We start from the raw sequence: 23,431 nt of genomic DNA on the forward strand, positions 1-23,431 counted from the left end.
GCGGGGGCAATCACGTCCGGCCCAGCCGGCAGAGGAGAGGAAACAGATGAAGACCCGTATCACCGAACTGCTGGGGATCGAGCATCCGATCGTTCAGGGCGGCATGCATTTCGTCGGCCTCGCGCCGCTGGCCGCCGCCGTGTCCGCGGCCGGCGGCCTCGGCATCATCACCGGCCTCACGCAAAAGACGCCGGAACTGCTGGCCAAGGAAATCGCCAAGGCGCGCGACCTGACGGACAAGCCGATCGGCGTCAATCTCACCTTCCTGCCGACCTTCGCCGATCCGCCTTACCCCGAATATATCCAGGCGATCATCGAGGGCGGCGTCCGTATCGTCGAGACGGCTGGCCGCAGCCCCGAGAAATATCTGCCGGCGATGAAGGCGGCGGGGATCAAGGTCGTGCATAAATGCACCTCGGTCCGCCATGCCCTGAAGGCCGAGAAGATCGGCTGCGACGCGGTCAGCGTCGACGGTTTTGAATGCGGCGGCCATCCCGGCGAGGATGACGTGCCCAATTTCATCCTGCTGCCCCGCGCGGCCGAGGAATTGACGATTCCCTTCATCGCCTCGGGCGGCATGGCCGACGGGCGCAGCCTGGTCGCGGCACTGGCGCTGGGCGCCGAAGGCGTGAACATGGGCACCCGCTTCATCGCCACCAAGGAAGCCCCGGTGCATGAGAATGTGAAGCAGGCCCTCGTCGCCGCCAGCGAGCTGGACACCCGGCTGATCATGCGCTCCCTCAAGAATACCGAGCGGGTGATCAACAATTCCGGCGTCGCCCGCATCCTCGAGATCGAGAAGGAAAAGGGCGCGGCCCTGACCATCGGCGATATCTACGACCAGGTCGCCGGCATCTACCCCAAGGTGATGATCGACGGCGACATGGAGGCGGGCGCCTGGAGCTGCGGCATGGTCGCCGGCCTGATCCATGACGTGCCGACGGTGAAGGAACTGATCGACCGCATCATGACCGAGGCGGACGGCCTGATCGCCAGGCGGCTGGCGGGCATGATCGGATAAGGTCAATTCGCTTGAATTGACTGGATCCCGGAAGGGCGGGGGAGCGGAATTCCCCCGCCCTTTTTCGTCATTCGGCGCCTTGTTTGTCACGAGATTCCGGCCTTCGCCGGAATGACGAGGTGGGGGAGAAGCGGCCTGCGGCGGCGGGACGCAGTGGCGCCTGCGCGGAAAGTGAGCAATATTGAATGCAGTCAATATGCATTCAAATATCACAATTGATCGGATATGCCATGTCCAGCACCGACCTGTGGCCGGCCCTGCCGCCCTTTCGCACCGGCATCCGCGGCCGTTGCCCGCGCTGCGGCGAGGGCCATCTGTTCAAGAGTTTCCTGAGCCTCGCCGAATCCTGCGAGGTCTGCGGCCTCGATTACGGTTTCGCCGATCCGGCGGATGGGCCGGCCTTCTTCGTCATATGCTTCGCCTGCGTGCCCAGTGTCGTCTTCGGCATCTGGCTCGAGGTCGCCTATCAGGCGCCCTATTGGGTGCATCTGGTGACGACCCTGCCCTTCATGCTGCTGACCTGCATCCCGCCCCTGCGCCCGCTGAAGGGCTGGCTGGTGGCCAGCCAGTTCTTCTTCAAGGCGGGGGAGGGGCGGCTCGACGACGGGCGGGACTGAGCGCGGCTATTCCGCCAGCGCCTTGCCCGCCAGTTCCGCGACATTGGGTGACAGGTCCGGGCTGGCGAGGATGCGGGCGAGTTCGGCCTTCATCAGCGCGGCCAGTTCCGGCTTGTAGCGGCGCCAGCCGCCCAGCGGCTCGAGCTGGCGGGCGGCGACCTGCGGGTTGAAGCGGTCGATCGCGATGATCTGGTCGGCGAGGAAGCGGTAGCCCGCGCCGGACGGATCGTGGAAACGCACCGGGTTCATCTGGGCGAAGGTGGCGACCAGGGCGCGGAAGCGGTTCGGCGTCTTCGCGTCGAAGGCCGGATGTCCGGTCAGGGTCTTCACCTTGTCCAGCGCATCGGAGGCGGGCGAGCGGGCCTGCAGGGCGAACCATTTGTCGATCACCAGCGGCTCGTCCTGCCAGCGGGTGTAGAAGGCGGCGACGGCACTGTCATAGGCCGCGCCGCCCGCCTGCATCAGGGCGGAAAGCCCGCCGAGGGATGTCGTCATGTCGCGCGCGGCATCGGCATGGGCCTTGGCCCGCGCGATGTCGGATGGCGTGCCGGCGGCCATCAGCATGTCGAGGACGGCATTGCGCAGGGCCCGCCGGCCCGCGCTTTCCGCGTCGGGCGAGAAGGCGCCCATGGGCACGAGGCCGTCGTGCAGGGCTTCGAATTGGCCACGCAGCACCTCGGCGGCGAGTTTCCGCAGGGCATCGCGCGCCTCGTGAATCGCGGCGGGATCGGCCGGCGGCGCCGCCAGCGCGAGGTCCTGTTCGGACGGCAGGGCGAGCAGCAGGGCCTTGAATGCCGGCTCCGACGACTGATCGGCCATGGCCCGGCCAAGGGCATCGACGAAGCGCCGCTCCCCCGCCGTGTCGGGCTTGCTCTTCACCCGCGCCAGCATCAGATCGCGGGCGAGGGACTGGCCGGCTTCCCAGCGGTTGAACAGGTCGGGATCGTTGGCGAGGCGGATGAAACGGCTCTCCCCCGGCTCCGCCACGGTCACGGTGACCGGAGCCGAAAAGCCGCGCAAGGTGGACAGCACGGGTTCCTCGGCGATGCCGGTCAGGGTGACGGTCTCTTCTGCCTTGTCGAAGGTGACGATGGCCTCGCCTGTCGGCTCAACCGCGCCGGGCGCGATAAAGGACTGCTGGCGTCCCTCGGCGTCGAGCAGGCCGAGGCGGAGCGGGATCGGCAGCGGCACCTTGTCGGCCATGCCGCGCGTCGGCGCCACGGCCTGCCGCAGATCGAGGCTCAGGGTCTTCGCCCCGGCATCGTAGCGGGGCGTGACCGAAACCTCCGGCGTGCCGGCCTGCAGATACCAGGACAGCACGCCCGAGAGGTCGCGGCCGGTCACCTCGGCGAAGCAGGAGATGAAATCCTCCACCGTCACGGCCTGACCGTCGAAACGCTGGAAATAAAGGTCCATGCCGCGGCGGTAATCGTCCGGCCCGATCAGGGTGCGCAGCAGACGGACAATCTCCGCGCCCTTCTCATAGACCGTCGCGGTATAGAAATTGTCGATCTTCCGGTAGTGATCGGGGCGGGCGGGATGGGCCAGCGGCCCCGCGTCCTCGGGGAACTGGCGGGCGCGCAGGGCGCGCACGTCCTTGATCCGCTGCACCGCCTCGCCGCGCATGTCGGCCGAGAAGCTCTGGTCGCGGAAGACGGTCAGGCCTTCCTTCACGCAAAGCTGGAACCAGTCGCGGCAGGTGATGCGGTTGCCGGTCCAGTTGTGGAAATATTCATGGGCGACCACGCTTTCGATCCGCTCGTAATCGAGATCGGTCGCGGTCTCGGGATCGGCGATGAGCAGGGAGGAGTTGAAGATGTTCAGCCCCTTGTTCTCCATCGCGCCCATATTGAAGTCGCGCACGGCGACGATCATGAACAGGTCGAGATCGTATTCGCGGCCGTAATTCTCCTCGTCCCAGCGCATGGCGCGCTTCAGCGCATCCATGGCATAGGCGACGCGGGGCGCCTGCCCGGGATCGACGAAGAGACGAAGCACGACGCTTCGGCCGGAGGCGGTGACGAAACGGTCCTCCAGCAGGTCGAGATCGCCCGCGACCAGGGCGAAGAGATAGCAGGGCTTGGGGAAGGGGTCCTGCCAGACGGCGTAATGCCGGCCGTTCTCGAGCTTGCCCTCGTCGATCAGATTGCCGTTGGACAGCAGGCGGGGATAGGTCGCCTCCGCCTCGATCCGCACGGTATAGCGGGCGAGGACATCGGGCCGGTCCGGGAACCAGGTGATGCGGCGGAACCCCTCGGCCTCGCATTGGGTGTAGAAGCGCCCGCCCGAGGTATAGAGCCCTTCGAGGGCGCGGTTGGCGTCCGGGTCGATCTCCACCTCGCTCTCGAAGGTGAAGGCGTCGGGCACGCCGCGCACGGTCACATCCTCGCTCGTCACCGTGTAGCGGTCGGCGGCGAGGGGGATGCCGTCGATGGCGAAGCGGATCGGCGTCAGGCCCCGGCCGTTCAGCACCAGCGGCGCGTCGCCCCCGCCGTTGCGGCGCAGGGTGAGGCGGGCCGTGACCCGGGTCGACGAGGGCGCCAGCCGGAAATCCAGATGGACCTCGTCGACGAGGAAGGCGGGCGGGCGATAGTCCGCGAGGCGGACGCCGGGCGCGGACTCGGGAGCGGAAGCGATATCGGTCATACTGTCTATTTAGGCACGCTGGCGGTGCGATGGAAGGGGCGACAGGTCGCCGGGCGGGGTATAGGCTCGGTGCCAACGACAAGGTGCCCGCGATGCGCCGTTGGGGAGATGCAAGGATGGAACGCGAAGAACACGCCCTTTTCGACGACTTCCTGGAGCGCTGGCACAAGGTGGTGAACAGCCGCGACATGGCCGGGCTCGATGCCCTGCTGTCGCCCGGCGCCCGCCTGTCCTCCCCCGCCTTCTGGGCGCCCAAGGCCGACCGGGACTATGTCCGCACGGTGCTGACGGCTGTCCTGACCGGGGTCGAGGATTTCCACTATACCGGCGAATGGATGGGCGGCGGCCGCATCCTCCTCGAATTCGAGGGCCATATCGGCGAGACGAAGCTGAAGGGCATCGACATCATCAGCCTCGACGACGACGGCAATCTCGATCACATCGAGGTGCTGGTCCGGCCGATGAACGGCCTGATGGCGATCGCCGAACTGGTGAAGGCCGCGCTGGCCGCCAGGGCGGCCTGAAGGGCTGCCCTGACCGGAGGCGTTGACGTCGAGCTGTGGCTCCAAAGACTATCGGCTACGCCCGTTGATGGCACTTCTGCACAGGGTTGATCCTGCGCATCGTTCACCGCGCCGCGATGCTGTTGGCCGAACAGGAACAATGTTCGCATCGTTGAGTATGCCAGCCCGTCGGTCGTGCCGAACGCGCGGCGGGAACATCTCTTTCCGCAATACGAAACTGGTTGCATCCGTTTGGCAGGAAGCGATCGGGCGCTGATCACCCGGTGTCCGGTCGGAAAATTGAGGGAACGATGGCTCGTGAGAAAACATGCGACCACTACCATATCGCCATAAGGTGCGCCGAGGCGAAGGGATGGGTACTTGTTTTCACCTGCTACACACCTGACCAAATCCGTGCGCGGCTGGTGCGCCGGGGCAAGGCTCCCGTTGAGCTGCGTGAACTCCTGTCCGCGGAACGAGGCTTCCCCATGCGGACAAGTATGTACAGGCGAGGGTCTACTGCCGACACGCTGGCGTCACACACCGGCTGGGTCTATGACGATATCGCGTGCTGCTGGTGGCCGCCCGAGGCGCCGATCACGGTGCCGTCGCCCCGGCCTCGGCCGACCGCCGATTTCAGCGTTACCTTTGCGATGCCAGAATTCGGCTGGTTGCCGGTTACCCTGGTGAGCGGCAGCCAAAAGGTCTATTTCGAGGCAAGCGAGGTCTTCGATCCACTCCCCGGTTTTGTCCGTTGGCTGGAAAAGGTGGCAAGCGGCGGCGCGAGCCGCTTCGTCTTCGACGTGGAAGATACGAACGTCGAATTTCACATCATGCCCGCTCCGGATGCTGACTTCGTGCGTTTCGTCGTCGCCTTCACGATGCTGTTGCCAACCCGCAGCTTTGAACTGGACATAGTGCTTGGTCGGCGTCAGCTGGTAACCACGCTCTATTCGGCCCTACGCAAGATGTGGACCAGCGATGCATTCCAGGCCGATCCGACGCCGTGGTTCTGCGACGATCCGGTGGAGGCGGGCGAGCCACCTTACGAGTTCCCCTATTCAATTGTCTCGCCAGTGTTAGAAGCTCTGATCGAAGACTGAACGTGAGTAGAGCCCGTTCGCGTGACTCGGCACGCTGTGGAACGGCCGAGAGCAAGAAATCCGGCCCGGAACTCCTGCCGATCGGCGCGGGATAAGTCGCGCACCGAGGCCTCAGCGGGCGATATACCAGTCGCGGCGGTGGTTGAAGGCGACGAAGAGGTTCAGCGCCGCCGCGCCGACCATGGAGACCAGTACCGCCCTGCCGTCCAGCAGGAAGGCGGCGGTGGCGAACAGCACGGCGTCGAGGGCGAATTGCAGCCAGCCGGCGCGAAACCCCGTCCGTTCCTGAACGTAATAGGCGAGGATGCCCACGCCCCCGCCCGATGCCCCGTGTCGGAACAGGCCGATGAGGCCGATGCCGATGCAGAAGCCGGCGACAATGGCGCCGCTGAACGGCTCGACATGCTCGTAGCGGAAGAGCTGCGGCGCCACGCCGGTCAGGGCCGAAATGGCGATGACGCAGGCGAGCGAGCGCAGGGTGAAGCCGAGGCTCAGCCGCATGAAGGCGAGGATGTAGAAGGGCAGATTCACCACGAGGAACACGAGGCTGAAATCGAGGCCGGTCTCGTAGGAAATCAGGAAGGCGATGCCCGCCGCCTGGCCGGTGATGAGACCGAGCGCCTTCAGCAGCGAAATGCCGAAGGAGACCATGACGACGCCGAAGACGAGGCCCTGCAGGTTATCGAACCAGCTATGGGTGACGGCGGGGACCGCGCCATCGGGCAGGGAGGCTGGCTTCGGCGTACTGGCTCCGCTCATGGCTCGATACTCGCGACGGCCCCGGACCCCTTGACGATAGTCCGGTTTCGTCACGGGTGAAAAGGGATCAGAGCGGCTTTCCCTCAAGGAGGCGAGGCAAGGTGCCGACCGTGCCCCGGGCATGATGCATGAAGAAGCGCTTCAGGCCGGGCATCCGCTCCACCGCGGCGAGACCGAGGTCGCGGGCGAGGCGAATGGGCGCGAGGTCGGTCGAGAACAGGCGGTTCAAGCCGTCCATCACCGTGCCCATGATCACCGAATCCAGCCGGCGCCAACGCTCGTAGCGGGCGAGCAATTCGGCATCGCCGGCATCGAGGCCGATGCGGATGCCGTCGGCCAGCACCTCGGCGAGGGCGGCGACATCGCGCAGGCCGAGGTTCAGCCCCTGCCCGGCGATGGGATGCAGGCCATGGGCGGCGTCACCGACCAGCGCCAGCCGCGTGTCGGCGAAACGGGTCGCGACATGGAAGGCGAGCGGATAGGAAAAGCGCGGCCCGACCGAATGGACGGCGCCGAAACGGTCGCCGAAACGGCGGCGCAACTCGGCATCGAAATCCGCCCTGTCCATTCGCATCAGGAGGGGGGCGAGATCGCTCGCCTCGGTCCAGACCAGCGAGGAGCGGTTGCCGGTCAGAGGCAGGATGGCGAAGGGCCCGGCCGGCAGGAAATGCTCGTGGGCGAGGCCATTGTGCGGTCGCTCGTGTTCGACCGTGGTAACGATGCCGACCTGCGGATAGCGCCAGCCAATGGTGCGGATACCGGCTTCGGCCCGCAGGGGCGACAGGCGGCCGTCGCAGGCAACGATCAGCCGGGCGGCGATGGTGCGTCCGTCCGCAAGCGTGGCGCTTGCCCCGGCACCGCCGCGCCTCGTCCCGGTCACCCGGGCGGGGGCGATCGTGGTGATCGCGGGAAGGCCGGCGATCGCCCTGTTCAGAACGAAGCGGGCGTGGCGGTTCTCGACCATCAGGCCGAAGGGGTCGCTGCCGATGTCGGCGGCATGGAAATGCAGGGAGAGGGGGGAGGGCTTCTCCCCCGGTCGGCCATCGGAAACCCTGATGTCCAGGATCGGTTGGCCATCGGCGGCGAGGCCGTCATAGAGGCCAAGGGCACGGTACAGCTGACAGGAGGCATGGGCGATGGCGGTCGCCCGGCCGTCGAATGTGGGCGCGAGACTCGCCTCGGGCGCGACATCGTCGACGAGGATGACCGACAGTCCGGCGTGCGCGAGGGCAATCGCGGAGGTCAGTCCGACGAGGCCACCGCCGACGACGAGGGCGTCGGTGAAGAGATCGGGGGCGGGGGGCATCGCGTCTTCGGTCATGGCGGGATATTGCCCGCTCGATCGGCCATGTCCAGAGGCAGCCCAAAAACATAACGCCCGGTCGACGGGGGGTCGGCCGGGCGCAGTCGCGTTTTAAGGCGCGGACGATACCGAGGGGGGGGAAGGTACCGTCAGGGGCGACGCCGGGTCGATTGGGGGGGGAACCCGTCGCCGTCCTGTTGTTAAGAAGATGGTGCCAAACCCTGCGGGATTCAACGCCAAGCTTCATGCACTTGCTGCACCCCAGCGATGCGGGGTGGCCCGGGAACCGGTAACGGTTCCTGAACCTCTCAGTCGTTGGCGGCCGCGGCCATGCGTTCCGCCCGCTGCCGCTCGACCATGGCCCGTTTCTGGACGATGGAGGCGGTGACGACACCGATGGCGACGATGGCGATCATGATCGTCGACAGGGCGTTGATCTCGGGCTTCACGCCCAGTTTCACCGCCGAGAAGATCTTCACCGGCAGCGTGTCCCAGCCCGGCCCCGAGGTGAAGGAGGTGATCACCACATTGTCGAGCGAGAGCGTGAAGGACAGCAGCCAGCCCGAGACGAGCGCCGGCGCGATCACCGGCAGGGTGATCACGAAGAAGGTCTTGAACGGCGTCGCGCCCAGGTCCTGCGCCGCTTCCTCGATCGAGCGATCGAAGGAGACGAGGCGGGATTGAACGACGACCGCGACATAGGACATGCAGAAGGACGTATGGGCGATGATCATCGTGCCGAGGCCGCGTCCCCAGTCGATCGAGACGAAGAGGAGGAGCAGCGACAGGCCGGTGATCACCTCGGGCATTACCAGCGGGGCGTAGATCATGCCCGAGAACAGGGTGCGCCCGCGAAAGCTGGTGAAACGGGCCATGACGAAGCCCGCGACCGTGCCGAGGATCACCGAGAGGGTGGAGGCGGCGGCGGCCAGCAGCAGCGAGATCCAGGCCGCCTGCAGCAGATCCTCGTTCTGGAACAGCTCGCCGTACCACTTCACGGAAAAGCCGCCCCAGACGTTCACCAGCCGGCTCTCGTTGAACGAGAAGAAGACGAGGATGAGGATCGGGACATAGAGGAAGGCGAAGCCGAAGGTCAGCGCCACCAGGTTGATCTTGGTCAGGCCCTTGGTCATCGGCCGGCCTCCTGCAGGCGGGCCTGCTGACGCTGGAACAGCATGATCGGAATGACCAGGATCATCAGAAGGACGACCGAGACCGCGGCCGCCAGCGGCCAGTTCCGTTCGGAGGCGAAATCGGTGAACAGCTTGCGGCCGATCACGCGGACATTGTCGCCCGACATGAGTTCCGGAATGACATATTCGCCGACCGCCGGAATGAAGACGAGGAAGCAGCCGGCGATGATGCCCGGGATCGCCAGTGGCACGGTCACCACCCAGAACGCCTTGATCGGGCGGCAACCGAGATCGGCCGCGGCTTCGAGCAGGGTCATGTCCATGCGCTCGAGATTGGCATAGAGCGGCAGCACCATGAACGGCAGATAGGAATAGACGATGCCGATATACATCGCCCATTCCGTGTTCAGGATGCGCAAGGGATCGTCGGCCGAAATGACGCCGATCGAGATCAGGAAGGTGTTCAGCAGGCCGCCTTCCGTCTTCAGGATCACGATCCAGGCATAGACGCGGATCAGGAACGAGGTCCAGAACGGCAGGATCACCAGCATCAGCAGGGTCGGCCGGATGGTTTCGTCGGCCCGCGCCATGGCATAGGCCATGGGGAAGCCGATAAGGAGGCAGAGCGCGGTCGAGATCGCCGCGATCTTGGCCGAGTTCAGATAGGCCCGGACGTAAGTGTCCTCGGACAGGATCGTCCAGTAGTTCGACAGGTTCAGCTTGATGTTGACGAAATACTCGAAGCCATCGTCCACCACCTCGATCAGCTCGGTATAGGGCGGGATCGACAGGGCGGTTTCGGAGAAGCTGATCTTCAGGACGATCAGGAAGGGGATCAGGAAGAAGGCGAGAAGGAAGCCATAGGGCAGGGCGATGACGGCGCCGCGCCCGGTGAAGAGCGAAAGCGTGCCGACGATCGCCGGGGCCAGGAAGGCGAAGCGACCACGCCGCAGCCGCATTTCCAGCTTCTCGAGAAAACTGCCGTCCTCGTGGGTGATGAGGGCGGCGGTCGGCCGGTCGGCCGCGTCCCGGTCCATGCTCATGACACCAGCACCACGGCGCTGTCGGCCGCCCAGCTCAGGTAGACCTCGTCGTTCCAAGTGATCGGCCGGTCGCGCAGGCGGGTGCGGTTGGCGACCGCCGCCGTCACCTTCTTCCCGTCGGCGAGACGGACGTGGTAGATCGTGAGATTGCCGAGATAGCCGATGTCCCAGACCGTGCCCTTGACGCAGTTGAAATCGGGCTGTTCCGGCGCGGTGAGCGAGACATCCAGCTTTTCGGGCCGGACCGCGACCCAGACGGTGGCGCCGAGCGCCGCCGAGGTGCCCCGGTCGACATAGACCTGGGTGCCGGCCTCGGCCGAGGTGATCACCACATGGTCGGGGGCGACGTCCGAAAGCCGCCCTTCGAAGACATTCACATCGCCGATGAATTCGGCGACATAACGGCTGTTCGGATATTCGTAGATCTCGGTCGGGGTCGCGACCTGGGCGATACGGCCGTGGTTCATCACCGCGATGCGGGACGAGACGGTCATCGCCTCTTCCTGGTCGTGGGTCACGATGACGAAGGTGATGCCGACCTGCTCCTGGATGTTCATCAGCTCGAACTGGGTCTGCTCGCGCAGCTTCTTGTCGAGCGCGCCGAGCGGCTCGTCCAGCAGCAGCATCTTCGGCTTCTTGACAAGGGAGCGGGCGAGGGCGACGCGCTGACGCTGCCCGCCCGACAGCTGGTGCGGCTTGCGTTTGCCGAATTTGGTCAGCTGGACGAGGGTCAGCATTTCCTCGACCCGGCGGTTGCGTTCCTCCTTGGGCACGCCGTCCTGGCGCAGGCCAAAGGCGATGTTCTCTTCCACTGTCATGTGGGGGAACAGGGCATAGGACTGGAACATCATGTTCACCGGCCGCTCGTAGGGCGGCACGGTCGACATGTCGACGCCGTCCAGCTCGATCCGGCCCGAGGTCGGCCGCTCGAAGCCTGCCAGCATTCGCAAGAGGGTGGTCTTGCCGCAGCCGGACGGACCGAGCAGCGAGAAGAACTCCCGCTGGTAGATGTCGAGGTTCATGTTGTCGACGGCGACGAAGTCACCGAACGTCTTGGTGACGTTCACGATGCGAATGTAGGGCTTCGCTTTCGGATCGTTCCACGGCTCGAAAGGTACCCTGGCGGCGCTCGCCGTATTCATGCCCCAAACCCCCTCAGGCCCGGTAACCGGGTAAAAAAAAGCAGACGAAACGAGAAAGGCCGGCGTCAGGTCCTGGCGCCGGCCCCCGATCAGGCGATCATTCGCCCAGTTTGATGGTTTCCCAGATCTTGTTCAGGATGCGCTGCTCCTTCTGGGAATAGGCGGTGATGAGGAAGAGCGTCTTCATCGTTTCCGCGGTCGGATAGATGCCCGGGTTCGAGGTGACGGCGGCATCCATCAGCGGCTTCGCCGCGGCATTGCCGTTGGCATATTGGGTGGCGGCCGAATTGCGGGCGATCACCTCGGGCTTCATCATGTAGTCGATGAAGGCATGGGCGGCCTCGGGGTGCGGCGCGTCGGCGAGGATCGCCATCGAGTCGAACCACAGCTGGGCGCCTTCCTTCGGCACCGCGAAGGCGATCTCGATGCCCGACTTGGCGGCATCGGCGGCGGCCTTGGCCTGGAAGACGTCACCGTTCCAGGCGACGGCAAGGCAGATGTCACCGGTCGCCAGCTTGTCGATCATCGACGAGCCTTCGAAGCGGGTGATATAGGGCCGGATCTTCTCGAGGATCGGCAGGGCCTTCTTGATCACCGCCGGATCCTTGGAATTCGGATCCTCGCCCAGCGACTTCAGGACGGCGGGAATGACCTCGTCCGGCGCGTTCAGGATGGCGACGCCGCAATCCTTGAACTTGGCGATCTCGGCGGGATCGAAGACGATCTTCCAGGAATCGACCGGCGCGTTCGGGTCGATTTCCTTGATCTTCTTGACGTTGTAGCCGATGCCGGTGATGCCCCACATGTAATCGACGGCGTGATCGTTGCCGGGATCGAACAGCGCCAGCTTCTCGACGATGGCGGGGTCCATGTTGGACAGGTTCGGCAGCTTGGACTTGTCCAGCTTCTGATAGGCGCCGGCCTTGATCTGCCGCTCGAGGAAGGCACCCGAGGGGAAGACAACGTCATAGCCCGACTTGCCGGCCAGGATCTTGGCTTCCAGCGTGTCGTTCGAATCGAAGGTGGAATAGACGACCTTGATTCCGGTTTCCTTCTCGAAATCCGCCAGGGTCGTATCGTCGATATATTCTTCCCAGTTATAGACGTTGACGACCTTCTCCTCGGCGCGGGCGACGCCAGCGAAGGCCGCCGACGCGATCAGCGCCGTGGAAAGACAGGACTTGAGCGAAAAAGACATGAGGGCCTCCGGTTTAGGAACGCCGTTGTTTCCGCGGGGCGTTCCCGAGCAATTGGCAGGACCCGGCAATTAGAACCGTGCGGTCACGGCTTGGTCAACACAAAGCCTGCCTTTGCACGGGCTTGACCTTGTCCGTCAGCCCGTTTCCTTCAGCGTTTCCGCACGCACCAGACATTCAGGCGGTCGGCGCGGCCCGTCGCGGCGTAATGGCGCGTCAGCAGGGCCTGCGACAGGGTGCTGGGCTGCCGGTACGGCTCGCCGCCTTCGATCCGGCGCCGGTCGGCGACGATCCGATTCGAGCGCAGCATGTCGATCAGCTTCGCCTCGTCGAAAATCTCGATCTCGCCGAAGCCGAGGCGGTCCAGAATCTCGCGGAAATGCGGCTTGTCGTAGAAGATCACATGGACGGGCGCCTGCAGCCCCAGCCAGTTCTCGCCGAACTGTTCGGCGGTGCCGCCATGGGCATAGGGCACGGCGATGTTGAGGACGCCGCCGATCGCCATCTTGCGCGCGATTTTCTCCAGCGTCTCGACCGGGTGGTACAGGTGTTCGACCACGTGATTGATGCGCACGAGGTCGAGGGAGCCGTCCTCGATCCGGGCGAAACCCTCGTCATTGGCGCGCAGGCCAATGTGACCGGCGGCGGTCACGGTCTGCAGCGGCGTGTCGGCGAAATCCATGCCGATGGTCTTGCGCGCGCCGCGCTTGCGCGCCTTGTTCAGGAAGGAGGCCGAGCCGCAGCCGTAGTCGAGCACGGCGGCCTTGCGCCGGAACGCGGCCTTGTAGCGCGAACTGATGGCGCGGGTGACGCGGGCGCTTTCGGCGAGGTCGGCCATGCGCCGCACCCACCAGGTGCCGAAGCCGCCCTGGTTCTTGTTGTAGGACTGATAGGGTTCGTAATCCGCGGTGTAATAGGCGCCGGACTCGGCCTCGTTCGGCCTTGTGGCGAGGAAGCGGAGCTTGCAGGGCCGGCATTCCATATAGAGGAAGGGGCGGCCCGGCCGCAGGCCGAAATGGTCGAACGACCGCAGCCATTCGACGAGATCGGGCGACCCGCAATGCGGGCAGCGATCGAGCGATTCCAGACCCTGTTCCATCTTTCCCCTCAAGTCGGCCCGGATCACGGACCGGCGATATCGTCCTGCGCCGAAATCGCACGGCCGAAGGCGGCGCGTATGGCGGCCGCCCAGGCGTCGGCCACGATCTCGGTCGAATAATGCGTGGCGACGAAGTGTTTCGCCGCTTCGGCCATGTGATGCCTTGCGCCCGCGTCCGTTACAAGGGTCTCGAAGCGCGGCCCCCAGTCGCCGATGACGCTGACGCCCGCGAAGGGCAGGTAGCTGGGCAGGGGATCGGCGACGACGGCAAGGCCATGGGCGATCGAGGTCACCATGCGATTGTTGGATTTGACGACGGTGAACGGGTTGAGCGCGACCGGAATCACGCTGATGTCGTGCAGCTCCAGCGCCCGGCCGATGGTCGCCCGGTGCCAGCGCAGGTAATGGGTCGGTATGGACCAGCCCGAAACCACGTCCGCGTATTTCTTCCTGTTGTTGCTGATCACCGTCAGGGTCAGCGGCACTTTGCGCGCCAGCGCCTCGATCGCCGGCCTGATCCGCGCAAGGTCGGTCATGCCGCCCTCGGCGTAGGAGACGCCGTGATTGCCGAACCAGACGAGGCGCACCACCTTGCCGTCCCGCGCCAGCGCGCGGCGCAGGCGGCCGAGGGCGATTTCCGCCTTCAGTCGCTCGAAGGTGAGCAGCGGGCCGAGGTCGAGCGGATCGTCCAGCGCGTCGCCCGCGACATGGATGGGCGGTGGCTTGTCGCAATTCTCGGCGACGATCTCGCCCATCTTTTCCGTCGAGACGATGACGCCGTCGACGCTGGCGACGGCATCGCGCAGTTCGGCGTCGCGCCCGGCCAGTTTCTGCAGCTGCTTCGGATTGTGGAAATGATTGTCGCACAGGTCGAGGAGGACCGTGGTGCCGTGCTGGCGCCTCAGCTCCAGCGCATGGGCGACGGATGCCCGATCATAGAGCTTCGACAGGATCAGCACCGCCGGTGCCGGGTCCTGCTTGCGATAGAAGCCGGCATTCATGCCCTTGGCCCGCAGCGCCTCGATGATCAGGCTGCAGCGCAGGCGGATACTGGCGATGTTGTTGTCGACGCGCTGCGCCCACCAGGCGATGCGCGGCGGAGGGATGACGGTCACCGCTTCAGGCCCGGCCCGATCCCTCGCCGAACATATGCACCGTTTCCGGCAACAGCTGACGCAGCGGCCCCGCCGCTTCCTCGACGACGAGGGCGACGCGAACGCCCGGCCGGCAACGGCAGGCGATCTCGACCTGACCGCGCCACCATTTGGCCGACAGCCTGGGCTGACCGGCGGTCAGCGCCTGACCGGGCACGGTCACCGGGGCGGCGGCGGTCACGCCGATATAGACGAACTTCCCGGCCGATTGCAGCAGGCCGGCCAGGACCCAGGGAATATCGTCCTCGGGCAGGCGGTCGAGGAAGTCGATGGCGAGGATGCCGTCCGCGCCCTGACCCCGCGTGGCATCGCCCCGGAACACGCCCGGGAAGACTTCAGCGGCGTTTTTCAGGCTGCCCGCACCGGCGCTGCCGGCGAGGCGGCGGGCGCGGCGGTCATGCCGGGCGACGGTGCCGGCATCCATCAGCGGCTTCGCCTCGGCCGGGGCATTGGCGCCGCGCAGGGCCTCGAAATCGGGGCTGGGGGACGTCGCGGTGAAGACGGTGAATCCCGCCTCGTCCGCCTCGCGCTCGAGCGCCAGCCAGTAACGGCCCTGATCGTTGTGCTGGTATTTGAACAGCTCGGGGAAGGGGTGCCAGGGCTGCTTGTAGAGGGTGGTGAAATGCAGCAGCATCGACTCGCCGTCGACATATTCGAAATCGCGGGCGTTCCAGCCGGACGGCATGGTGCCCCACAGACCGGCCTGCGCCGCGACCTTCTGGAAATGGGTGCTGCTGTGGATGCGGTGGGCCTCTTCCTCGTGCCAGACGGCCGACAGACCGGCGCAGTCGATCAGCATGACCGAGCTTTCCTCGTCGCTGATCGCGAGGGCGGCCGCGCCCTTCATGTCGATGTCGAACAATTCGCCCGGATCGGCGAAATAGATCTGGTCGACGTCATTGTAGATCGCGCGCCCGGTTCGCCCGGCCAGATCGGGAATGGCATAGCGATAGCTGGTGAAGCCGGTCCACCAGTTGTTGCGGTCGAAGCCCGCGAGATCCTTCATCAGGTGGATTTCATAGGCGCGCGCCGGATCGCGGTTCTTCACCACCGACCAGACAAAGACGCGCTCCGCCCGGTATTGCTCCGGCTCGGTGCCGAGGAAGATGTGCACCGTCGGCTTGCCGTTCGGCGTGACCCCGGCGACCGGCGGCAGCTTCACGGAGACCGGACGTTCGCGCCAGCCCGCGATCCGGTCCGGCTTCTTGCCCGTCAGCCGAAAGCGCAGGGTGCGGTAGCGGCGCGGGCTGCGGAAGGAACTCTGGGCGACGGGCGCTGGACTCATTTCGGCTTCTCTTCGGATCAAGAGGTGCGGTCGGCGGCGGGCACGCCAGGGGCCCGGCCGCGAACACCCTTCGGCCGGGAACTTACCAAGCTCCGCCGCAAGTTGCCAGTGCGAGGGCGGCCGTGGACTTCCGGGCGGGCGGTCGCCGCGACGGCCGAAATCAGGCCCGGTCGGGGCCTTGGGGCGAGGTGTCGCGGAACAGTCCGGCGCCGCGGACGGCCGCCAGAAACTCGACCGACCAGCAATGGTCCGACGGTATCAGGGCCTCGTCCGGGAAATCGGGTGGGGCAGCGGGGTGAAGGTCGAACAACGAGATGCGGCGCTGTTTGGTCTGCTGCAAAAGAAAGCTGGCGATGCGCGGCGACCAGGGAACCTGGGTGCCCATGAGGATGAAAACCGGCTTTCCCGCGTTGATCGCGTCCGAGATCATGGAGACGCTTTCGGCGGTGGTGATCACCGTGTCGGCGTCGACGATTTCCCGGACATAGCGATCCTTTGCCGCAGGCTCGCCGAAGACGAGCAGGCGCACCGGCATGTCGGCCAGCCGCCGGCGCAGGTCGTCGACCACCCGGCGCGGGGTGCGGGGCGCGGTCAGCACCGTGATGCTGCTGGCCGGGTTGCCGGCGGCGCGCTCGATCAGCGCGCCGAGGTCGCGCCAATAGTCGTCCGCATAGCGGATCTCGTCGCTGTCCCCGCCAAGGAGGAACAGCAGGCGGCGTCGGCCGTCGCCCGGCGTGGGCGCCGGCAGGCCCGCGCGCAGCAGCCGCGTCGAGGCGATGGGCAGGCCGATTTCGCCGGGCGCGACGACATGGCCCTGATGGGCGACAACGGCGGCGAAAAAGCCGCGGTCCATCCGCTTCGGCGTGCCCAGATGGATCGCCGGCACACCCCACAGGGCGGCGATGAAGGCCCCCACCGCCTCGCCCCGGCCAAGGGTGGAGACGACGGCGGCGACGCGGTCCGGCGGCGGCGCCTCGCCGGTGAACAGCAGGGGCCACAGCCGGCGGCCGAGGCCCGGCGCGGCCTTCCGGCGCCGGCACCAGCGCAGCCAGGGATTGAGCAGAAGGGTGAGGGCGGCAAGGCGCAGGTGGCCCCTGACCATGACGATCTCGCCCCCGCCGGTTCCGGCCAGGGCCGAGGCAAGGCCGATCGCATTGTCGCGATCCCCGGCCTTGTAATGATCGACGACGAGAAAGCGCGGCGCTTCGGCAGGGGAGGGCGGCGATCCGCCGGTCGCCTCGCTGGTTGCATTGATCAGGGAAGGCATTCAATGTCCCGGCCGGCTCGCAAGGCGCCGGCTTGACAGGCTCGCCGAACTGTCCTGAAAGTCGCCATGTCCAGAGAGGCGGTAATCGCATGAGCAAGACGAACGACAAGGACGGCCCCAAGGCTGTCCCGCCCTTGTCGTGCTATATTCGCACACTGAACGAAGAGCGCAACATCGAGGCCGTGGTGCGCGCCGCGCGCCGGGTCGCCGCCGAGGTCGTCGTGGTCGATTCGGGCTCGACCGACCGCACCGCGGCCCTCGCGGAGGCGGCGGGCGCCCGCGTCGTGGTCAACCCCTGGCCGGGCAACGGCTTCCAGAAGCAATTCGGCGAGGCCGCCTGCAGCCATGACTGGGTGCTGGACCTCGATGCCGACGAAGTGGTCACGCCCGAACTCGCGGCCGAGATCGCGGCGCTGTTCGCGACGGGGGAGCCACCCCTCGGCGTCTACGAGATCGACCTGACCTGCGTGCCGCCGGTGGGCGAGCCCTGGTACGATTTCGACCACGCCTTCCGGCGCAAGCTCTACGACCGGCGCCGTTTCTCGATGCCGGGGCACAAGGTCTGGGACCAGCTGGAGCTGCCGGCGGGCACCAGGGTTGGCCGGCTGCGCGCCACGCTGATGCATTATGCCTTTCGCGACATCGCCCATGTCGTCGCCAAGCTGAACGGCTACAGCACCATGGGCGCGCGCGACGGCAAGCGGAAGACCAAGGGCAAGCTGCTGTTCCGTATCTGGTGCGCGCTGCCGTTCTATTTCTTCAAGCACTACATTCTGCGCGGCCTGTGCCGGGCCGGAACCTATGGCCTGATCATCGCCGCGTCCGCCGCCTATGGCCGCTGGCTGCGCGACGCCAAGATGTATGAGGCGATCAGGATCGAGGAACGCCGCGCGCGCGAAGCCGGGCGCTGACGGGGTATTTTTCCAGGCCGTCATCCCGGCGCAGGCCGGGATCTTTGGCCGTTAAGGGCGCCTCTCTCGTCGAAAGACCCCGGCCTTCGCCGGGATGACGATTAAGAGTGGACCTTAGTGTTTCGCCGTCAGGGCGGCCTTGCCGGCCGCGTACATGGCTTCGATCATGGCGGCGACGGCGGCGGGGGCGTAGTGGCTGGCGGCATAGGCCCGGCCCTGCCGCGCCCGGGCGAGGCGATCCTGGTCGTCCGCCATCAGCCGGCGCAGGGCGTCGGCGATCTCGTCCACCGTCGCATCCTCGATGTGCAGCGCGCCCGAGGCTTCCGGCGCGACCTCGGGCAGGGCGCCGCCCTTCTTGCACACGATCAGCGCATCGCCATTCATCATGCCCTCGACCGCGACCCGGGCGAAGGCTTCGGCATGGCGCGAGGGGATGGCGAGAATGGCGGCGCGGCGCATCCAGTCCATCGTCTCGGGGAACGGCCGGGGGCCGAGGAAGGCGATGTTCGGATGGCTGGCGACGGCGGCGAGGAAGCTGCGCTGATAATCGCTCGGATGGCTGCAATCCGTCGTGCCGATCTGGAACGCGCCGATGGCGACCGCCTTCCAGTCGGGGAAATCGGGCAACACGCGGGCCGCCGCCTCGGCGAAGGCGGCCGCGCCCTTGCCGCCGTTGATGCGCCCGACGAAAAGGGCGACCCTCTCCTTGGCGGCGAGGATCGCCTCGTCCGTCTCGGCCGCGGCCGCGCAGTCGACGACATTGGGAATGCGGTGGACGAGGTCGCGCGGCACGGCCGGCGCCGCCTCGTAGAGCCGCTGCTCGATCCAGTCGGACAGGGCGACGATGCCGGCGAGGCGATGCAGGCTGCCGCCGATATTCTTGGGCGGCCGCAATTCCTTCATCGACATCGGATCGTTGTGCAGGAACAGGAACACCGGAATATCCGGGAATTCCTTCTGCAGCATGACCGCGAGCAGGGGCCGGTTGTGGACCTGGATGACGTCGGGTCTGGCCGCGCGCAGGGCCCGGCGCACGCCCTCGAAATAGAACAGCGCCTCCCAGCCCATGACATAGGCGGCGGCGAGGCGGGTGGTGAAGAAGAAGGGCCGCACCGATTGGAGCCGGGCAGTCTGCAAGGGGTCGGCGACCGCGGTGCCGAAGACCGTTGTCCGTGCCTTCGAGACCCCGGCCAGCTGATCGACGCAGAGGGCGATCGCCCCCGCCGTCGTCACGGAATAGCGTTCCTTGAACGGAATCACATCGACGACATGCGGGGGGCTGGCCACGGTCTGTCTTCCGGTCAGGCGGGGGGCAGGGCTTCCCCGGCGAGGCGGGTCAGGGCTTCGGCGAGGTCAATCACCGTCTGCTCGCCGCCGTGCAGCTTGCGCAGCGCGACCTGACGGTTCTCCGCCTCGCGGCGGCCGAGGACGAGCATATAGGGCGCCTTGGCCAGCGAATGCTCGCGCACTTTCAGGTTGATCTTCTCGTTGCGCAGGTCCGTCTCGACCCGGAGGCCCTGCTCCTTCAGGAGCCGGGCGACCTCGACCGCGTAATCGTCGGCGTCCGAGGTGATGGTCGCGACCACGACCTGGGTGGGCGCCAGCCACAGCGGCAGGTGACCGGCGTAATGCTCGATCAGGATGCCGATGAAACGCTCGAGACTGCCGAGGATCGCCCGGTGCAGCATGACGGGGCGCTGCTTCGAGCCGTCGGCGGCGATATAGCTCGCATCGAGGCGCTGGGGCAGCAGGCTGTCGAGCTGATGGGTGCCGCACTGCCAGGTGCGGCCGATGGCATCGCGCAGGTGGAATTCGATCTTCGGGCCATAGAAGGCGCCGTCGCCTTCAGAGACTTCATAGGACAGGCCGGCGGCGGAAATCGCGGCGGCGAGATCGCCCTCGTTCTTGTCCCATTCCGCCTCGGTGCCGATGCGCTTTTCGGGGCGCGTCGCCAGGATCACCTTGAAATCGCTGAAGCCGAGGTCGGCATAGACCGATTCCAGCAGGCGGCAGAACTTCTTGGTCTCCTCGACCACCTGCTCGGCGGTGCAGAAGATATGGGCGTCGTCCTGCACGAACTGGCGCACGCGCATGATGCCGTGCAGCGCGCCCGAGGGCTCGTTGCGATGGCAGCAGCCGAACTCCGCCATGCGGATCGGCAGGTCGCGGTAGGAAACGAGGCCCTGCTTGAAGATCTGGACGTGGCCGGGGCAGTTCATCGGCTTCACGCCGAACATGCGCTTGCCCTCGTCCACGGGGACTTTCAGCATGTTGTCGCCATACATCTCCCAGTGACCGGAAGCGATGTAGAGCGAACTGTCGACCAGCTGCGGCGTCCGTACTTCCTCGTAACCGTCGGCGTCGATCTTGCGGCGGATGTAGTTTTCCAGCACGCGGTACAGGGTCCAGCCCTTGGTGTGCCAGAAGATGGAGCCGGCGGCTTCTTCCTGCAGGTGGAACAGGTCCATCTCGCGGCCCAGCTTGCGGTGGTCGCGGCGCTCCGCTTCCTCGAGCCGGAAGAGATACTCCTTCAGCTCCTTCTCGTCGCGCCAGCAGGTGCCGTAGATGCGCTGGAGCATGGCGTTGCGATGATCGCCGCGCCAATAGGCGCCCGCGACCTTCATCAGCTTGAAGCCATGGCCGAGCTTGCCCGTCGCGGGCAGGTGGGGGCCGCGGCACAGGTCGATGAAATCGCCCTGACGGTAGAGGCTGATCTTCTCGCCCGCCGGGATGTCGCGGATGATCTCGGCCTTGTAGATCTCGCCCTTGTTCAGGAAGAAATCGGCCGCCTCGTCGCGGTCCCAGACTTCGCGCGCGATCGCCTCGTTGCGGTCGACGATCTCGTGCATCCGCTTCTCGATCACCTCGAGGTCGGCGGTGGTGAAGGGCTCGCCCCGGGCGAAGTCGTAATAGAAGCCGTTCTCGATCGACGGGCCGATGGTGACCTGGGTGCCGGGGAACAGTTCCTGCACCGCCTCGGCCATGATATGCGCGCAGTCGTGGCGCAGCAGGTCGAGCGCGTCGTCCGACTTGCGGGTGACGATGTCGACCTTGGCGTCCCGCTCGATCACATGGGCGAGATCGACCAGAAGGCCGTCGACGCGCATGGCGAGCGCGGCCTTGGCGAGACCGGGGCCGATGTCGGCGGCGAGGGTAGTGCCACTGACCGGCCCCGGATAGGAGCGCAGGCTGCCGTCCGGCAGGGTCAGCGATACCGACATGATAGTGGTCTCCGATCCGAAGGTTGGGCGGGCAACTTCGGCGGATGCAGGCCGACTGTCAAGGCGCAGCCTGTCGCCCCGGCCCCGCCCGGCGCTCATGGCCGGGCCGGCCACCCCTCAGGGCGCGGCGGCGAGGAGGTAGCCGCCACCTTCCGCGCGGATGAGGCTGGCGCCCCCGGCGACCGCCTGGGCGAGCTTGCGGCGCAGGCGATAGACATGGGTTTCGATCGTATGGGTCGCGATGGCGGCGCCATAGCCCCAGACCTCGGCCAGCAGGATGTCGCGCGGCACCACCCGGCCGATGGCGGCGGCGAGGCGGGTCAGGATCTGGGTTTCCTTGTCGGTCAGGCGCACGGTCTCGCCGCCCGCGCCTATGAGGGTGCGGGACGAGGCGAAGAGCCGGCACGGCCCGATGTGCAGGGCGCCCGAGCCGGCGGCGAGACCGGCGCGCACCCCCTCGACCAGGGCCTGAACCCGCAGCGGCTTTCGCAAAATCGTGACCTGACCGCCCGCGCCGGCCGGGGCCCGCGCATCGTCGGCGGCGGCCAGCGCGACAATGGGCAAGGCGCAGCCCGACGCCGCCAGCACCGCGTCGGCGCCATCCGGACTGGCCGCCCGGTCAACGACGACGAGATCGGCCGTCGCCGAGGCGACCTCGGCGAGGCCGGCAAGGCGGGTGACCGCGAAGCCGGCATCCTCCAGCGGATCGGCGAGGGCGCGCGCCAGCACCTCGTCGGCGACGGCGACGAGGATGCGGGGGGCGGGGGCCTTGTTACGCGGGCGATTCGTCATGCCCTGCGATTCTGCGGCGGCCCGTCCGTCGCTGCAAGCGAGGCATGACGCGGCGTCGCGTATCGCAGGCTGCATCGGCGCCCGACTTGTGCTTAGACTGCGCGCCATGTCTTCGCCCTTCGGTTCCGCCCCCGTCTCCGCCCTCGTGGTCGTCGACCGCGCCGTCTCCGAATTGCGCCGCGGTCTCGATGTCGTCGTCACCGACGATGCCGGCCAGCGCCTGCGCATTTCCGCCGCGGAATATGCGACGCCCGACCGGCTCGCCGGTTTTTCGGGCGCCGACGCGCGCCTCCTGCTGACCAATCGCCGCGCCGCGACCCTGAAGCTGCGGCCGCTGATCGGCGATCCCGTCGCCCTGCCGCTGGCGGGCCAGCTCGACGCCGCGACCATCGCCTCGCTGGCCGATCCGACCGTCGATCTCGACCATCCCTTGCGCGGGCCGTTCTCGATCCTGCGGCGGGCGCCGCTGGCGGCGGAATTCGCCGCGGTGAAGCTGATGAAACTCGCCCGATTGCTGCCCGCCGCCCTTGTCGTCGAGGCCGCGTCGACCGACGACGGGTTGCTCGAGGTGCCGGCTTCGGCGATCACCGGCTATGACGATATGGCGGCGCGGGGCCTGCGCATCGTCTCCGACGCGCGGGTGCCGCTGGCCGATGCCGAGGCGGCGCGCATCATCGGTTTCCGCCCGGCAGACGGCGGGATCGAGCATCTGGCGATCCTGATCGGCGATCCTTCCCGGCGTGAGCCGGTGCTGGGCCGGCTGCATTCCGAATGCTTTACCGGCGACCTGCTGGGTTCGCTGCGCTGCGATTGCGGCGAGCAGCTGCGCGGCGCGATCCGCACCATCGCGGAGGCCGGCGGCGGCGTCCTCCTCTATCTCGCGCAGGAGGGGCGGGGCATCGGCCTCATGAACAAGCTGAAGGCCTACCGCCTGCAGGATCAGGGCTTCGACACGGTCGAGGCCAACGAGCGCCTCGGCTTCGATCCGGACGAGCGCATCTTCCGTCCGGCGGCGGAAATGCTGCGGCTGCTCGGCTTCGACGCGGTCCGGCTGCTGACCAATAATCCCGAGAAGGTCGCCGGCCTGAAGGCCAGCGGCATCAATGTGGTCGAACGGGTGCCCCACGCCTTCCCCGCCAACAACCATAATGAATTCTATCTCGCGACCAAAAAGGCCAAGAGCGGTCATCTGCTGTGACGTTTTCGCCCGGCAGAAGCTGCCGGGTGCCGTCTTTG

The 23,431-nt window shown here is 66.7% G+C and carries 20 protein-coding genes; 6 read left to right on the top strand and 14 right to left on the bottom strand.

Annotated features, from left to right (window positions below; translation table 11 throughout):
* The first annotated feature begins 46 nt into the window (after positions 1 to 46).
* Together DKG74_RS14475 and DKG74_RS14480 are read left to right on the top strand one after the other, a co-directional pair.
* Complete coding sequence (locus DKG74_RS14475) at positions 47 to 1,021, top strand: NAD(P)H-dependent flavin oxidoreductase (RefSeq protein WP_109906887.1); 975 nt, start codon at positions 47 to 49, stop codon at positions 1,019 to 1,021.
* Positions 1,022 to 1,251: 230 nt separating this feature from the next.
* Positions 1,252 to 1,638, top strand: a complete 387-nt coding sequence (locus tag DKG74_RS14480; RefSeq protein ID WP_109906950.1) for a DUF983 domain-containing protein — start codon at positions 1,252 to 1,254, stop codon at positions 1,636 to 1,638.
* Between the two features lie 6 nt (positions 1,639 to 1,644).
* Here the strand turns inward: DKG74_RS14480 and pepN are convergent, their stop codons facing one another.
* The gene (gene pepN, locus DKG74_RS14485) at positions 1,645 to 4,284 is read right to left on the bottom strand and encodes an aminopeptidase N (protein ID WP_109906888.1); all 2,640 of its coding nucleotides are present in this window, start codon (positions 4,282 to 4,284) and stop codon (positions 1,645 to 1,647) included.
* Between the two features lie 116 nt (positions 4,285 to 4,400).
* Here pepN and DKG74_RS14490 point away from each other — a divergent pair, with 116 nt between their 5' ends.
* Positions 4,401 to 4,808, top strand: a complete 408-nt coding sequence (locus tag DKG74_RS14490) for a nuclear transport factor 2 family protein (RefSeq protein ID WP_109906889.1) — start codon at positions 4,401 to 4,403, stop codon at positions 4,806 to 4,808.
* Positions 4,809 to 5,098: 290 nt separating this feature from the next.
* Positions 5,099 to 5,890: a hypothetical protein gene (locus tag DKG74_RS14495; protein WP_109906890.1), complete on the top strand. Its 792-nt coding sequence runs from the start codon at positions 5,099 to 5,101 to the stop codon at positions 5,888 to 5,890.
* Between the two features lie 111 nt (positions 5,891 to 6,001).
* Here DKG74_RS14495 and DKG74_RS14500 read toward each other — a convergent pair whose 3' ends face one another.
* The 10 genes from DKG74_RS14500 to DKG74_RS14545 all read right to left on the bottom strand — a co-directional run bounded on the left by DKG74_RS14500 (position 6,002) and on the right by DKG74_RS14545 (position 17,271).
* Entirely contained in the window at positions 6,002 to 6,649 is a 648-nt protein-coding gene (locus DKG74_RS14500) for a YitT family protein (RefSeq protein ID WP_109906891.1), read from the bottom strand.
* A 67-nt stretch (positions 6,650 to 6,716) separates the two neighbouring features.
* Positions 6,717 to 7,970 (bottom strand): UbiH/UbiF/VisC/COQ6 family ubiquinone biosynthesis hydroxylase, encoded by a 1,254-nt coding sequence (locus DKG74_RS14505; protein WP_243404136.1) that lies wholly within the window; start codon positions 7,968 to 7,970, stop codon positions 6,717 to 6,719.
* Between the two features lie 290 nt (positions 7,971 to 8,260).
* Positions 8,261 to 9,085: an ABC transporter permease gene (locus tag DKG74_RS14510; RefSeq protein WP_109906892.1), complete on the bottom strand. Its 825-nt coding sequence runs from the start codon at positions 9,083 to 9,085 to the stop codon at positions 8,261 to 8,263.
* Positions 9,082 to 10,128, bottom strand: a complete 1,047-nt coding sequence (locus DKG74_RS14515; protein ID WP_243404137.1) for an ABC transporter permease subunit — start codon at positions 10,126 to 10,128, stop codon at positions 9,082 to 9,084. Before DKG74_RS14515 ends, DKG74_RS14510 begins: the two co-directional genes overlap by 4 nt.
* On the bottom strand, positions 10,125 to 11,270 hold the full coding sequence (locus DKG74_RS14520; RefSeq protein WP_109906893.1) for an ABC transporter ATP-binding protein: 1,146 nt from the start codon (positions 11,268 to 11,270) through the stop codon (positions 10,125 to 10,127). The genes DKG74_RS14515 and DKG74_RS14520 overlap by 4 nt, the downstream gene beginning before the upstream one ends.
* A gap of 97 nt (positions 11,271 to 11,367) precedes the next feature.
* A complete protein-coding gene (locus tag DKG74_RS14525; RefSeq protein ID WP_109906894.1) occupies positions 11,368 to 12,468 on the bottom strand; it encodes a polyamine ABC transporter substrate-binding protein in 1,101 nt (366 codons plus the stop codon).
* Positions 12,469 to 12,617: 149 nt separating this feature from the next.
* Positions 12,618 to 13,565, bottom strand: coding sequence for a class I SAM-dependent methyltransferase (locus DKG74_RS14530; protein WP_109906895.1), 948 nt, complete (start codon positions 13,563 to 13,565; stop codon positions 12,618 to 12,620).
* Between the two features lie 23 nt (positions 13,566 to 13,588).
* Complete coding sequence (locus DKG74_RS14535; protein WP_109906896.1) at positions 13,589 to 14,680, bottom strand: glycosyltransferase family protein; 1,092 nt, start codon at positions 14,678 to 14,680, stop codon at positions 13,589 to 13,591.
* 4 nt (positions 14,681 to 14,684) lie between these two features.
* Positions 14,685 to 16,004 carry a glycosyltransferase family protein gene (locus tag DKG74_RS14540; RefSeq protein WP_109906897.1) on the bottom strand — a complete coding sequence of 440 codons (1,320 nt, stop codon included), beginning with the start codon at positions 16,002 to 16,004 and terminating at the stop codon, positions 14,685 to 14,687.
* A 160-nt stretch (positions 16,005 to 16,164) separates the two neighbouring features.
* Positions 16,165 to 17,271 carry an ELM1/GtrOC1 family putative glycosyltransferase gene (locus tag DKG74_RS14545; protein WP_109906898.1) on the bottom strand — a complete coding sequence of 369 codons (1,107 nt, stop codon included), beginning with the start codon at positions 17,269 to 17,271 and terminating at the stop codon, positions 16,165 to 16,167.
* A gap of 89 nt (positions 17,272 to 17,360) precedes the next feature.
* Between DKG74_RS14545 and DKG74_RS14550 the strand changes: the two genes are divergently transcribed.
* Positions 17,361 to 18,182, top strand: a complete 822-nt coding sequence (locus DKG74_RS14550) for a glycosyltransferase family 2 protein (RefSeq protein ID WP_109906899.1) — start codon at positions 17,361 to 17,363, stop codon at positions 18,180 to 18,182.
* 114 nt (positions 18,183 to 18,296) lie between these two features.
* Here DKG74_RS14550 and DKG74_RS14555 read toward each other — a convergent pair whose 3' ends face one another.
* From DKG74_RS14555 to DKG74_RS14565, 3 genes are all read right to left on the bottom strand, one after another.
* A complete protein-coding gene (locus DKG74_RS14555) occupies positions 18,297 to 19,469 on the bottom strand; it encodes a glycosyltransferase family 4 protein (RefSeq protein WP_109906900.1) in 1,173 nt (390 codons plus the stop codon).
* A 14-nt stretch (positions 19,470 to 19,483) separates the two neighbouring features.
* Entirely contained in the window at positions 19,484 to 21,403 is a 1,920-nt protein-coding gene (gene thrS / locus DKG74_RS14560; RefSeq protein WP_109906901.1) for a threonine--tRNA ligase, read from the bottom strand.
* A 117-nt stretch (positions 21,404 to 21,520) separates the two neighbouring features.
* Complete coding sequence (locus DKG74_RS14565; RefSeq protein ID WP_165837699.1) at positions 21,521 to 22,195, bottom strand: winged helix-turn-helix domain-containing protein; 675 nt, start codon at positions 22,193 to 22,195, stop codon at positions 21,521 to 21,523.
* A gap of 106 nt (positions 22,196 to 22,301) precedes the next feature.
* Between DKG74_RS14565 and ribA the strand changes: the two genes are divergently transcribed.
* The gene (ribA, locus tag DKG74_RS14570; protein ID WP_109906903.1) at positions 22,302 to 23,393 is read left to right on the top strand and encodes a GTP cyclohydrolase II; all 1,092 of its coding nucleotides are present in this window, start codon (positions 22,302 to 22,304) and stop codon (positions 23,391 to 23,393) included.
* The last annotated feature ends 38 nt before the right edge of the window (positions 23,394 to 23,431 follow it).

The sequence above is a fragment of the Zavarzinia aquatilis genome (genome assembly GCF_003173035.1).
Taxonomy (GTDB): Bacteria; Pseudomonadota; Alphaproteobacteria; order Zavarziniales; family Zavarziniaceae; genus Zavarzinia; species Zavarzinia aquatilis.